The organism is Pseudoalteromonas sp. APC 3893 (assembly GCF_030408095.1).
Classification (GTDB): domain Bacteria; phylum Pseudomonadota; class Gammaproteobacteria; order Enterobacterales; family Alteromonadaceae; genus Pseudoalteromonas.
The window spans coordinates 173527-187855 of sequence record NZ_JASDCD010000001.1 but is presented as its reverse complement, the minus strand read 5'-3'; the positions used below and the strand labels follow the sequence as shown (position 1 = coordinate 187855).

Below are 14329 nucleotides of genomic sequence, written 5' to 3'. Positions count from 1 at the left end.
TATGAATATTTATTTTAAAGCGTGTTTAATACTCATTATATTTGTATTTTCAACACCTAGTTTCTCACAAACTATGTGCACACCTTGGCCACAATGGGATACATTTAAAACGAACTTTATCAGCCCAGAGGGTCGAGTAATCGATATAGGTAGTCGCCAATCAATTACCACCTCAGAAGGTCAATCTTACGCCTTATTTTTTGCACTCATTGCAAATGATCAAGCTACATTCGACAAAGTATTGGACTGGACACAAATCAATCTTGCCGAAGGTGATTTAAGTACACGTTTACCAGCCTGGCAATGGGGCATAAACAAGCAAGGCCAAGAAACTATTTTGGATTCTAACCCTGCTTCTGACTCAGATTTATGGATAGCATATGCATTATCGCAAGCAGCGCAACTATGGCAAGATAGACGTTACAGTGTACTTGCAGCTGTTATGGCAAAACGTATCATTCGTGAAGAAACAGCTTACCTGCCTAACTTAGGTTTATCATTATTACCGGGACCACATGGCTTTGAATTTGATAAGACACGTTGGAAGCTAAACCCAAGCTATGTTCCGCTGTTTATTTTAAAGCAATTTAGTCAACTATATCCAAATTCTCCATGGCAACAACTTCATGATGCATCGGCTAAAATGATCATAGAATCAAGCCCCAAAGGTCTTAGCCCTGACTGGGTAATGTACCAAGCAGATAAAGGTTTTTATCATGATAAAACGACTACCGATATCGGCAGTTATAATGCAATTAGGGTTTATTTGTGGGCAAGTATGATGGCCGACGACGCACCTTTTAGAGATGAGTTAATTACACATTTTAAGCCCATGAGCAATCACGTTGCTAACAGAGTAAAGACTCCATTGAATGTTTTTTCAAAAACAGGCAAAGCACAAAAGAATGGACCTCTTGGCTTTGATGCAGCTATGCTTCCTCTACTTGAAATCCATAATGAAATACAAGCAAAGACGGCATTACAGCAACAATTAATGGTTGATACTACATTTACCAAAAACCGCTATTATGACAGCGTATTATATTTATTTGGCCTAAGTACAATTAATAAATTGTATGAAATCGACACGTTAGGCAAGCTAGAACCTAAATGGAGCAATAAATGCCACTAAAATGGCTAATTGGCGCGACTATTTTAAGTGCTTGCTGTTATATCTCCGATGTAACATCTCAAACATCTGCTGATCTTGATACAGACTCCATAGAATGGTTAGTTAGCCAAATTGAGCTTGGTGAAATTCAGCAGAATCAATTACTGATGACTGATAGCCTTGATAAGCTGTTAAGCATAGCACCTAATAATATTCTCGCTAAATGTGCCCGAGCTCGAGTATTTCTGACACAAAATAAATTGGATCAAGCAAAAGCTATTATCAACCAATTTAATGCTTTAGATAATAAACAAGCATGTGTGAAGCAATTAAAGTTGCTCGTACGGGTAAATACTTCTGATAAACAACAAATTCAACAGGCTAAATTGCTTGCTCGTGCAGGTCAGTACCCTGCAGCGATAAAAATTTACAGTAAATTATTTTCTAGTGCTTACCCTAGCATTGAGTATGAATTTGAACATATCAACTGGATTGCCAGTGATTCAAGTAATTGGCAACAAGCGTATAGAGGCTATCAATCCTTACGTGCCCGCTACCCTAACGTAGGTCGTTTTGATATAGCCTACGCCAGACATGTTTTAAAACAGAAACCTCATGATAAAGGCGCTTTAGCAATTTATCGCCATTATGCACAAAGTAATCAATACAGTGTAGAAACTGAATTTGCTTGGTTAGCGGCGCTCAATAATATGCCCATTACTCAAAAAACCGATAAAGCATATCGTGAGTATTTAAATAGTTACCCTAATAGCAGTAAAGGCCAGTTACAATATACAGACTTTCAAAAAGCATTAAAGCAAGAGCTAATAAAGCAATCGGATCCTGCTTATAAGTTATGGAAAAGAGGCGCTGTTGCACTTGAAAAACAACAATACAGTAAAGCTGAAAGACTGTTATTACAAGCCTATAAAGGACGCCCCTCTGATCATGATGTGCTTAATAGTTTGGGCTTGTTATATTTAAGGCAAGGTATAAATTCAAAAGCATATACTTATTTTAAAAAGGCTCAACGCAGTACTGATAATATAGATTTAGTTGCGGTCTATCGCGGTTTGGCTAATACAGCTAAATTTTGGCAGTATATTGATGAAACAAAAAAAGCTATAGCCTCTAAGCATTTCAAAAAAGCGAAACTAAAAATAGATCTTGCTGATACCCTCTCTGAAAACCCTGAAACCGTAAACTATTACCGCGGTGAACTTTTGCGTACGCAAGGGAAATTCAAGCAAGCAATAGATTATTATAATAAAGTACTCCAAAGCGACCCAACTAACGCATCAGCACTAAGTGCGATATTAGAGGTTTTAAGTATAGATAATAACTTTGAGCGCACAAACCAATTTTATTATCAATTAACTCAAGCACAACAAATCGCGATTGCACAGCAATACTCTCAATTACAAAGTCAACAACTGCGGCTACGGGCAACAAATTTAGCCGAACAGGGTCGGCTTGATGAAGCTGTAAATTTATTACTATTGGCGATTAAGCAAACTCCAAGACAAAGTTGGTTATATTACGATTTGGCTAATTTATATCAACAGCAAGGTTTATTAGATCATGCTAAAGCTCTTTATAAAAAAACATTATGGCAATTCCCTCTTGATGCGGAGCTAAGATATAGCCATGCAGTTTTTCTTCGCTCTCTTAATGACTATCAAGGTGCTTTAGAAACCCTTTCTTATGTTCCAAACAATGCGCGTGATGAAAATGTTGTTCAGCTAATGCAACAGCTCAATATCAATGCAAAAATGAATAAACTTGCCAGTAATATAACGGATAATAGAGCGACTATAATTTATAATTTAACTGAACTTGGGGCGCAACCATTAACCCCGCTAATGCAAGCGGAGCTCGCTACACAGTGGATGCAAATCAATGAATATAATTACGCAATTAGACAGTTAAAAACAGCTTTAGAGCGAGACTCTAGTTTAAATGCATACTGGCATATGACCTATGGGCAGTGGCTTTTAGAAGGTGATAACGAACAAGAAACGAAGCAATGGTTTGCTAACTATCAATTGCCCCAACCTGCAACTGAAGAACAGCAAACTAATTGGGTTATTTTACAGGCTGATTATATAAACAAATTTAACCAAGGCGAAGATCGCCTTGGTTTGTTAAATCAACTTATGCAGTCCTACCCCAATAATTCTGCTGTATACGATGCTTTGATTAACGCAAATATCCAGTTGGGCTACTCTAATGAAGCCATTGAATTATACAAAAAGCAATATCAGCAGGGTGTCGCCTTAGCTCAAGAAACAGAGCTTGCTGTGGCAAGAGTTAGCCGTGAATTAGGTGAAGATGCTTTATCTGACCGAATCATCGCTGGGTTAATAAATGACGTTGATAAAGAACAGACTTATCAACAACAATTACTAATGACCGCTCTTACAGACTTCAAAGACGAAGCGAATGTGATACGCCTTGCAAATGACTTGCTTGTAAAATCAAACTATAGTCAAGAGATGTATTATCAAGCAGCGCAAGTTGCACAAAGTCATGAACAAGCAAATTTTGCTAAAAACTGGTATAAAGAAGCGATTGAGCCGCACAGTAGTATTAGGTCGAAAAACAACCCTTCTCTAAATTACCAACTTTATAGCATAGATGAAAATGCCCCGTGGTATGTCAATAATGCTAAACGAGAACTTGCAAGAATGCAGCAACAAAACCAAGCCTATATCACCGCAGGTATTAATTTAAGTAGTCAAACAAGTACGCAAAGCGATGCGACCTTAGGTGCAAATTCTTTTCCTATAGAAGCTGGTTTTTCGTTATGGGACGGGATGGCTATTATTAAACTCGATCCAATGTCGGTATCGAGTCAAGAAACCCGTTTTGACGAAACATTCTCAGGCAGTCGTTATGGCCAAGGCCTATTATGTATTTTAGATTGCCCATTGAATAGTATTACACCAAAACAGCAAGGTCTTGATATTGGTTTAGCGTGGGAAAATGAAACTTGGCGGTTTGACTTAGGGACGACTCCACTTGGTTTTTTAGTTGAAGATATTGTTTGGGGTGTTGACTATAATGACAGTTTTGGTGACTTCGGCTATAGCGTAACATTGAATAAACGCCCCGTAACTAGCTCCGTATTATCGTATGCAGGCCTAGAAGATGTACGTACCAATCAAATATGGGGCGGTGTAAGAGCAACCAGTTTACGCTTTAACCTATCTCATGACCTAGGTCTCGACTGGGGTTTTTGGGGCTCGACTGGTTTTCAACTATTACAAGGTAAAAACGTTAAAGACAACCAACGCTATAGCATCATGGGTGGAGTATATAATCGCTACATTCGCGAAAAAAATACCGAGTTAACTCTGGGGGCTAACTTATTGCATTGGGCTTATCAGTACAATTTAAGTGAAGAAACCTTTGGCCATGGGGGTTATTATAGCCCACAAAGCTATATAGGCGTTTCTCTACCAGTTACCTTTGACCAACGGGTAAATAACGACTTTATATATCAATTGCGGGCTGGGCTATCATGGTCAACGACCACCAATGACGGGAGCGATTTTTTCCCCAATGACTCACAACTCCAACAACAAGCTGAAGGATGGAGGTCTATAACGGGTGTTAACCCTTACTTTGAAGGGGATTCAAGCTCAGGGATATCTTACAACCTCGGAGGCAGTTTTGAGTACCGCTTTACTCCGCATTGGTTTTTCGGTGGTTTCTTTAATTTAGACCGTGCTGATTTTTACGAGCCAAACTACGCACAGTTATACTTTAGGTATTATTTCAATCCGGTGTACAGCGAAATGATATTCCCAGGAACACCTGTAGTACCTTACGCAGACTATTAAAATATGCCAAACAATCTCAATAAGACTCTCAAAATGAGATTGTTTGGCAATACCCACTATTTATACCAACTGTCGCAAGCACTTCCCCTAACCATAAGGTCTATGTATACTTAGCCGCAATTGTAGCTAGGATAAGGGTGTGACTCTTTCCACTAAGTAACATCTTAGTAAGCAAACCATTACCTTAGCTGCATTAAAAAACATTCATGGCCGCCCGTTCAGTTAGTGTATTACTTACACGAGCAATAAAAGCAAAAATATAAGGCCGCAATAATAATATAAGTTAGGAAGTAAATATGAGTTCATCTTCAACTGGGGGTTTTTTCGGCCACCCAAAAGGACTTTCAACACTGTTCTTCACTGAGATGTGGGAGCGAATGAGCTATTATGGCATGCGTGCCTTACTAGTACTCTTCATGACTGCTAGTTTGCAAGAAGAAGGTCTTGGTTTCACTGTCGCCTCAGCAGCGGCTATCTATGGTTTATACACAGGTGCGGTTTACTTTTTAGGCTTACCAGGTGGTTGGCTCGCTGACCGTTTATTTGGTGGCCAAAAAGCGGTCTGGTACGGTGGTATCATCATCATGATTGGTCATATTATTTTGGCTGTACCGCATGAGTATTCGTTTTTTATCGGTTTAGTTTTCGTCGCCTCGGGTACTGGTTTATTAAAGCCAAATATCAGCGCGATGGTTGGTCAACTTTATTCGAGTGAAGATGAGCGCCGTGATAGTGGATATGCCATCTACTACATGGGTATCAACTTAGGTTCAATTATTGGTTACTACGTTTGTGGTTACTTTATGGAAAATGTCGGTTGGCACTGGGCATTTGGTGCAGCAGCTGTTGGTATGGGTATTGGTCTAATTCAATATCATTTAACCACTAAGCACTTACCTAGTCATAGTTCAGCTCCAGCTAATCCATTAAGCCCTCGCGGTATCACTCGCACTTGGTTTGCAATTGCAGCGTTTGTTATTATTGTAGCATCAGTAATGACTGCAACAATGACAGGTCATTTAGTTATTGACCCTGTGATTATTGCCGGTTATGTAGCGATCGTGTTTTCACTAATTTTCTTCGCATACTTTGGCATTATCTATTTTAAAGGCAAGTTAACCGAAGCTGAGAAGCGCCGCATGTGGGCCTTATTTTTAGTGTGTGTTGCTTCAGCGTGTTTCTGGTCTGGTTTTGAACAAGCGGGCTCTTCACTGAATTTATTTGCTCGTGACTACACCGATCGCCTTGTCGGTAGCTTTGAAATACCTACCGCTTGGTTTCAGTCATTAAATGCTATCTTTATTATTGTATTATCTCCATTTTTTGCTGCCCTTTGGATTAACCTATCTAAAAAAATGATTTCACCGTCATACAGTGTCAAATGTGCATTTGGTCTTATCATTATGGCGAGTGGTTTTTTAGTTATGTTTATGGCAGCTCATTACGCCGCTGAAGGCTTAAAGGTTGCGCCTTATTGGTTAGTAACAACCTACTTCTTACATACAGTGGGTGAACTTTGTTTAAGCCCTGTAGCATTAAGTGCTGTTAGCCGTTTATCTCCACAACGCTTCTCTGGTCAAATGATGGGGATATTCGTACTTACTTACTCTATTGGTAACATTATTGCGGGTATACTTGCTGGTGGTTTTGATCCTAATAATATGGAAGAAATTCCTTACCTATATCTACAAATCGCATTATTTAGTATAGGTGTAGGTATTGTATTAGTACTGATGAGCTTTAAAGCCAGAATATGGGAAAAGCAAGGTTTATCTGAGACAGGTGCTCAGTAGTTCATAAACTTGATGCATTAACAGCAATGTACTTTTCCTAAAAGGCAAGATAGCAATATCTTGCCTTATTACCTTCAAACCCATCGCAATTTAAATTTACTCATTTTTAGTCACTAAAAATAATGTTTAATAGAAGCAATTAAGCATTATGGAGTATTAATCAACAAACTAATTTAGTGTATTTCGAATCGTTGATGATTGATTTTCCTACAAGCTTGTTTCTATAACTGATATAATTAAGCTATTCAATTAATTGGTAGCACAGGTATATGTCTTTCTCTTCATTAATTAAACTCCCTATTTTTATAGCTACTTTAGTTTTACTAAACGGTTGTGGCGGTGACGATACGAACAAAGACACTAACTTTGAAGTTGAAGAAACAGGCTTAGTGATTTCAGCAAATAATGGGTTAGTTAAAAGTTTTGATAACAATTTAGTTCAGCTAAGCGCCCCCGCTAATTCAGTTACAGTTGACACAAGCTTTATTTTTAGTAAAGCCGAGTTAGATACCTCTAATAAAGAACTCGATATTGTTTCTCCTCTTTATACATTTAGACCCCAAAACTTAGAATTCAAAAAGTCTATTACCATAAAAATTGATGTTACAAGTACTGAACCACAGCAAATGTTGACTATCGTGCAATTGGTCGATGGTCTCTGGCAGCCTTTAACAACTATAACCAGTAGCTCAAACAGTGTTAGTGCATTAATGACTAGCTTTGGTACTTTTGCCGTTCAGGCAAGAACAATTCCTACAATAACAAAAAATATAGGCCCTACCTGTACAGATAACCAAACAGAGCAAACTCTGCGTTTTATCCACGTTGCTGACTTGCACGCCCGTTTTGGCTTTAAAGAGCAGTATTTTAGCCGTATTAAAAGTTACTATAACAACGCATTAACTGAGCAGCCATATACCTTATTTACCAATGGCGGTGATGATTATGAAAAAGGCACGGTCGCTGAACAAACCTCATTAGGCGTAGCAACTGTTGAAGCTATAAAAGCAATGAAATTTGATGTACGTGTTGTGGGCAATCATGACTATGCCTGGGGACCGCAACAGTTATTAGAGTATGCCAATGATGATCATGCAATTGTACTAGCAAGTAATACCCGTTACGCTGGAAATAGTGAACAAACCTTTGATGGGGTGGAGTTTTCTATCGTACAAGTCGGCTGCCTAAAAGTAGGCTTTTTTGGCATGACATCTGTGCCTTGGAATGAATTAGATCAACCAATAGAAACCGCACCGATCCCAGACTTCATCGCGAACTTTAAAATGAACTGGGAATGGCAAGAAATAGCTGAAGAAATAGTCGGTAAATATAGCCAAGATGTAGACTTCATGGTGATGCTAAGCCACCTAGGTGAAGGCACTGATACCCGTATAGCACAAAATGTTCCGGGAATAGATTTAGTACTTGGCGGACATACCCATGGTGGCGAAAATTATCAACTATTAGAAAATGGCAGTATTGTTATACAACCTAACTTCTTTGCCCAAGGGCTGACGGATTTAACACTTACTTTCGATTCAAATACGAAAGAGCTTACGAATATTGATTACGAAACTATAGCAACATCTACCATCTCAACGACTGATGAACAGCTGCAGAGTGAAATAGATTCAATAATGGGTAAATATGCACCAGATGCAAATACTGAAATAGCAATTTCAGAAAACTACCCTACAGCAGAACAAGTCATGGAAATTACCGCGCTAAGCGCACAGCATCAGTATCAAGTCGATGCTGTATTGTTTGACTCCGCTCAAGTACAAACTCGCTGGACACCGGGCACACTAACACAAGAAGATTTTCATAATGCCTTTAAAGTCGAAAGACAGCCTTCTAACACGCCAGGTTTTAGCGCTATCTATCAGGTAACAGTGTCAGGATCGCAATTAAAAGACATTGTTTCTAGTCAACCTGACTGGGTATCGCTTCTTCCTGAGTCTATTAATGATGACAGTAATTACACTTTAGCTTTACAAAAAGGGCCCGCATTTAATGGTGAACTATTCTTTAACGATATAGGTTTCACTGACCCTGCTTTATTAGCTGAAACCTGGGAACTACTTGATAAATATGCCCGCTATCGCACCAGTCAGTGTTTACATATAGATACAGATAAACCTCTAAATGCGTGCCAAAGTATTGATAATATAACTGTTTGGAACTTTAACGACGCAAGTAATCCATTCAAAGCAGACTATGGACCGTCAACACTAAACTACTATGATCCAAATACTACAAATTGGGGACCAAGAGAAAGTACATTCGATACTACCACCTCTCTAGAAATAGATGATTTAATTGATGGCCCATCTGGCGTTATGGCTTTTAGCGATCATGCACCAAATGAAGGCTTAATTATTAATTTAAATACTCCAGCTAATGGCGATTTTGCAGAGCAAGGGTTAGTATCAGATTACACAATAGTCATGGATATATATTGGCCATTTGCCGCTAAGGATATCTACCGGGCACTGATGCAAACAAACATCGAAAATACTCCCGAAGACGATGCTGATATTTTTATTAATCCTGAGGGCGGTTTGGGCAAGTCTACAAGTAAGAGTGGGTATTTTGGTGCAACTCAACCTGATACTTGGCATCGCATCGCATTTGTCTTTTATACCGCACCAAGCAATGGTGTCTTTGAAGTATATGTAGATGGTGAGTTAGCAGGAGTGAAAACTGAAGGTGAAATAAACAGTCGCTGGGCACTGAATAAAGCAGTACTACTTTTAACTGACGATGATTATGAAACAGAACCCGGTTATTTAAATGCGCTGTTATACGCTGGGCGAAGTATGACTCGAGATGAAATAAAGGCAATGGGTGGTGCGCAGCAACAACTGCAATTTATACCGAGCACTCGTGAACTAAATCAAACTGTAGAACGCCATTATCAAAACGCCCCCACCATCATGCCTAACCTCTGGCTTGAACAACGTAGCAAGTTTTTTAACAATCGCGCTAAAAACGTAAACAAATAATTACAATCGCAGGGTGAGATATAGAGAGAAACGCTCCTATTATTTACCCTGCGACTTCACTGAAAGTCTCATAAATACTATATAAATCAATATCAAAAAATATATTAGCATTATTTTTAAAGTGAAAAATCTCAAGCTTATATAACGGTATTCTAAAACCTGCAATTCAGTTTTGACTCACCGTCCCATTTAATTTACAAACCTCCTCTGAGCTAAATAATTGCCCCCTCTTCCCCTCATGCAATTTATGGTTAATCATCTGCGCTATTAAATACAACAAAACGCAGTGCTTAAATATTGCGGGAGAATTAAAATGAGTGAAGTAAAAAACCCTTTAGGTTTAGTTGGTATCGAATTTACTGAGTACGCAACGCCAGACGCTGACTACATGGACAAAGTATTTACCGATTTTGGTTTTTCTAAATTAAAAACATTTAAAGGTAAAGATATCGTTTACTATAATCAAAACGATATTCACTTTTTACTGAATAACGAGCGCGGCGGTTTTTCTGCTGAATTTGCAAAAAGCCATGGCCCTGCTATTTGTTCGATGGGTTGGCGTGTTGAGAATGCACAAAAAGCATTCGAAACAGCTGTAGAACGTGGGGCAAAACCAGCGACTGACTCAACCCATAAAGACCTACCATACCCAGCAATTTACGGTATTGGCGACAGCTTAATCTATTTCATTGAACAATTTGGTGATAATGGTTCTATCTACGAAAATGATTTTGAAGATTTAAGCGAACAAAATATTGTTGCTGACAAAGGCTTCTTGCGCATCGACCACTTAACAAACAACGTTTATAAAGGCACGATGGAAACATGGGCTAACTTCTATAAAGACGTGTTTGGTTTTACCGAAGTGCGTTACTTTGACATTAAAGGTCAAAAAACTGCGCTACTTTCGTATGCACTTAAATCACCGTGCGGTACCTTCTCTATTCCAATTAACGAAGGTAAAGGCAACGATAATAACCAAATTGATGAATACCTAGGTGAGTATAATGGTCCAGGTGTTCAGCATCTAGCATTCTTAACAGATGACTTAGTAAGCTCGCTCGATAAGCTAGATAAGTCAACGATTGCCACGCTTGATATTATTCCTGAGTATTACGACACTATTTTTGACCGTGTACCTTGGGTTGCAGAAGACAAAGAAAAAATCCGTGAGCACCAAATATTAGTCGATAGCCAAAGCGAAAACTGCTACCTATTACAGATTTTCTCTAAAAACTTATTTGGCCCAATCTTTATCGAAATGATCCAACGTGTTGATGACGGTGGTTTTGGTGAAGGTAACTTCCAAGCACTGTTTGAATCGATTGAGCGTGACCAAGAGCGTCGCGGCGTCCTTTAAGCTTTAGAATATAAAATTAAAAAGCAGCGAACTCGCTGCTTTTTGTCGTTTAAATTTGTGCTGATTGCCTCCATATACTAGTGTATTCAATCAGCGCAAACCATAAGGAAAGAATATGAGCCTCATTAACGAAACCCATGATATTAATTTAACTAGCTGGGTTGAATCCGCCAACGCCGAAAATTGTGACTTCCCAATTCAAAACTTACCTTTTGCTGAAGTTCGTCGTAAGCACTCTAACGAAGCTTTTCGCGGTGCGGTTGCTATTGGCGACCAAGTAATTGACCTTGCAAAAGTAAACGAGCTCGCTATTTTTTCTGGTGATGCCCAAACAGCGGCTGCTGCTGCAAGCCAAGCAACCTTGAACGAATTTATGGGCCTTGGCCAACAATACTGGTCAGCATTGCGTTTAGCTTTATCTAAAGCACTACGTGAAGGTGCAGCTGAGCAAACACAACTAACTGATGCATTAATCGCTCAAGCTGACATTGAATTTGCCTTGCCATGTCGCATCGGTGATTACACTGACTTTTATACCTCAATTTATCATGCAACAGCCGTAGGCAGTTTATTCCGCCCTGATAACCCATTACTGCCTAACTACAAGTGGGTGCCAATTGGTTACCACGGCCGTTCATCATCAATTGATGTATCAGGACAAACGTTCCATCGCCCTAACGGACAAACTAAAGCGCCAGATGCCGATGTTCCATCGCTTGGCCCATGTAAACGCTTAGATTATGAATTAGAGCTTGGTATTTACTTAGGTAAAGGTAACGAGTTAGGGGATGCCATTGCTATTGAAAATGCAGAAAATCACGTATTTGGTTTCTGTGTATTCAATGACTGGTCAGCACGTGATTTACAAGCATGGGAATACCAACCGTTAGGGCCATTTCTTGCGAAAAACTTTGCTTCAACAGTATCACCGTGGATTGTCACCACTGAAGCATTAGCACCTTACAAAACATCATGGACCCGTGATGAAAATGATCCACAACCATTAGATTATTTAGAGTCAGCTCATAACCGTGAGCACGGTGCTTTTGATATTAAAATGGATGTACAGATTGAAACGCAGAAAATGCGTGACGAAGGCCATGCACCAGCGCAAGTGTCTAAATCAAGCTTTAAGCATTCATACTGGACGGTAGCGCAAATGGTTACTCACCACACCGTCAATGGTTGTAACTTTATGCCAGGTGACATGTTAGGCTCAGGTACTCAATCAGGCCCAACGCATGAAGAAGCGGGCTCTTTACTTGAGCTATCGCGTGGTGGCAAAGAGAAGATCACGCTAAGCAATGGAGAGCAACGTAGCTTTTTAGAAGATGGAGATAATGTTATTATGCGTGGCTGGTGTGAAAAAGACGGGTTTGCTCGAATTGGCTTTGGCTCTGTTGAAGGCACAGTTCTACCTGCTAAGTGATTAAACCACCTAACTTTTTAACTACATGTTAAAAAAATGAAAGCGCCCAGTTGGGCGCTTTTTACACACTAAATTGTAAAGGTTACAATTTTTTTCTGGCTTTTTTATATCAAATTGCTATCTTAATCTGGTTAATAGCCAGTATTTATAAGCCATGTCAGTATTTATTAAGTCTTTTTATCACAAATTATTCCCAGTTAGACAGCTTTTGATCCGTCAAAATGGTGAAGTGAAGCATGTGATCTTAGCCCCTTGGCTGCAAGTTTTTGCCGTGTTTTGTATTTTAACAGCAATAACTTGGTTAACAGTTTCTACTTTGCAGGTTTATAGCCAAACCAATATAATTTCTGATATTGAGCAAAGCCAAATAACAAAACAACAAAAATGGCAACAGCAGCAACAAGCGCAACAGCGTCTGCATGAACAACAGTTAGAACAATTAGCCACACTCGAACAAAAACATGCACTACTACAAAGCATGATTGAATCACTACCTGACTCTCTAAGTAAAGCTGAAGATAGTACGACACTTGAAATTGAAGAAAAACAACAGCAAAGCGACTTACATGAGCCGTTAATAGATGAAAGCAAAGGAAGTCATATACCACTACAGCAAAGCAGTTCGCTTGAGCAACGCTTAGCTGCACTCAGTACACAATATAAGCAAAGCTTTAATAAGCTAGAAACTCATATTGATCAGCGCCAAAAAAACATTTTAACAATGCTCAAAGGTGCAGGCCTTGATACAGCGTTTGCTAATCAATTAAATTATCCAGTTAATGATTCGGCCCAAGGTGGTCCTTTAAATTTATTTGATGAATCAAGGATCCCCAGCGAATTTTTAACCACTGCCGATAAACTATTATCCTTAAATAACCTTGAGAGTTTACTCAGCGAACTTCCACAGTCGCTACCCGCTGCTGACTATTATATTTCGAGCAGCTATGGTTTACGTAAAGATCCAATGAATGGTCGTCGTGCTTTTCATAAAGGTGTTGATTTAGCTGGGTGGCATAAGACTGAAATTTTTGCCCCTGCCGATGGCACCGTACTACGAGCCGGACGCAATGGCGGCTATGGTAACTTTATTGAGCTTGAGCATAAAAATGGTTTTGTAACACGCTTTGGCCACCTTAATAAAATTAAAGTTAAAAAAGGACAGTCAGTTACTAAAAATGATGTCATTGGCTTGATGGGCAGTACTGGCAGAAGTACGAGCACTCACCTACACTATGAAGTGTTACTTAACGACAAACATGTTAATCCAGTTAAAATTACAAAGGCGCTCTCTCGTGTTCGGTAAAAAAAAGCAAACTAATACTCACTCAGCTGGTAACCAACTTAAAAGAACTAATCACGCACCTTCAATTATATCTGAAGATGTTCGTCTTACTGGCTCGTTAATCAGTCAGGGCGAAGTTCAACTTGATGGCAGAATTGATGGTGATGTAAAAGTTAGTCATCTTGTCATTGGTACCACAGGTACTGTTGAAGGCAGCGTTGTCGCAGATAGTGTTATTGTCAAAGGCAAAATTATTGGCTCACTCAACGCGAGTAAAGTCACGATTGAACAGACTGCCGAAGTACACGGCGATGTTTATCAAGATACGTTAAGCATTGAAGCTGGAGCTGTTATTGAGGGTAACTTAAAACAGCGGCATGAGGCCGAAACTGTTGAGTTGATCAGTCAATCAATTGAGTCAAAACCTGAGCTAACATCGGTTTTAAACGAAGGTGATAACGACTTGTCGTTTTTCAACAAGCAAGCCGCAGAAAAGGAATAAGG

8 protein-coding genes are annotated in these 14329 nt (G+C 39.3%); all 8 read left to right on the top strand.

Translation table 11 applies throughout. The annotated features are described in order from the left end of the window. Position 1 precedes the first annotated feature (1 nt). The 8 genes from bcsZ to QMA12_RS00795 all read left to right on the top strand — a co-directional run bounded on the left by bcsZ (position 2) and on the right by QMA12_RS00795 (position 14327). Positions 2-1132, top strand: a complete 1131-nt coding sequence (bcsZ, locus tag QMA12_RS00830) for a cellulose synthase complex periplasmic endoglucanase BcsZ (protein WP_290210045.1) — start codon at positions 2-4, stop codon at positions 1130-1132. Then, a complete protein-coding gene (locus QMA12_RS00825) occupies positions 1123-4956 on the top strand; it encodes a cellulose synthase subunit BcsC-related outer membrane protein (RefSeq protein WP_290210046.1) in 3834 nt (1277 codons plus the stop codon). Before bcsZ ends, QMA12_RS00825 begins: the two co-directional genes overlap by 10 nt. 296 nt (positions 4957-5252) lie before the next feature. Further along, entirely contained in the window at positions 5253-6749 is a 1497-nt protein-coding gene (locus tag QMA12_RS00820; RefSeq protein ID WP_290210047.1) for a peptide MFS transporter, read from the top strand. Between the two features lie 269 nt (positions 6750-7018). After that, entirely contained in the window at positions 7019-9754 is a 2736-nt protein-coding gene (locus QMA12_RS00815) for a metallophosphoesterase (RefSeq protein ID WP_087532063.1), read from the top strand. Positions 9755-10067: 313 nt separating this feature from the next. Beyond that, the gene (gene hppD, locus QMA12_RS00810) at positions 10068-11114 is read left to right on the top strand and encodes a 4-hydroxyphenylpyruvate dioxygenase (RefSeq protein WP_087532062.1); all 1047 of its coding nucleotides are present in this window, start codon (positions 10068-10070) and stop codon (positions 11112-11114) included. Between the two features lie 115 nt (positions 11115-11229). Next, positions 11230-12543: a fumarylacetoacetase gene (gene fahA, locus QMA12_RS00805; protein ID WP_290210048.1), complete on the top strand. Its 1314-nt coding sequence runs from the start codon at positions 11230-11232 to the stop codon at positions 12541-12543. A 154-nt stretch (positions 12544-12697) separates the two neighbouring features. Then, positions 12698-13846 (top strand): M23 family metallopeptidase, encoded by a 1149-nt coding sequence (locus QMA12_RS00800; protein WP_290210049.1) that lies wholly within the window; start codon positions 12698-12700, stop codon positions 13844-13846. Continuing rightward, entirely contained in the window at positions 13836-14327 is a 492-nt protein-coding gene (locus QMA12_RS00795) for a polymer-forming cytoskeletal protein (protein ID WP_290210050.1), read from the top strand. Before QMA12_RS00800 ends, QMA12_RS00795 begins: the two co-directional genes overlap by 11 nt. Positions 14328-14329: the final 2 nt, after the last annotated feature.

What these genes read in the sequence shown, in the direction of transcription:
- bcsZ (WP_290210045.1), top strand. Translation starts at nt 2, where the DNA reads ATGAATATTTATTTTAAAGCGTGTTTAATACTCATTATATTTGTATTT.
- QMA12_RS00825 (WP_290210046.1), top strand. Translation starts at nt 1,123, where the DNA reads ATGCCACTAAAATGGCTAATTGGCGCGACTATTTTAAGTGCTTGCTGT.
- QMA12_RS00820 (WP_290210047.1), top strand. Translation starts at nt 5,253, where the DNA reads ATGAGTTCATCTTCAACTGGGGGTTTTTTCGGCCACCCAAAAGGACTT.
- QMA12_RS00815 (WP_087532063.1), top strand. Translation starts at nt 7,019, where the DNA reads ATGTCTTTCTCTTCATTAATTAAACTCCCTATTTTTATAGCTACTTTA.
- hppD (WP_087532062.1), top strand. Translation starts at nt 10,068, where the DNA reads ATGAGTGAAGTAAAAAACCCTTTAGGTTTAGTTGGTATCGAATTTACT.
- fahA (WP_290210048.1), top strand. Translation starts at nt 11,230, where the DNA reads ATGAGCCTCATTAACGAAACCCATGATATTAATTTAACTAGCTGGGTT.
- QMA12_RS00800 (WP_290210049.1), top strand. Translation starts at nt 12,698, where the DNA reads ATGTCAGTATTTATTAAGTCTTTTTATCACAAATTATTCCCAGTTAGA.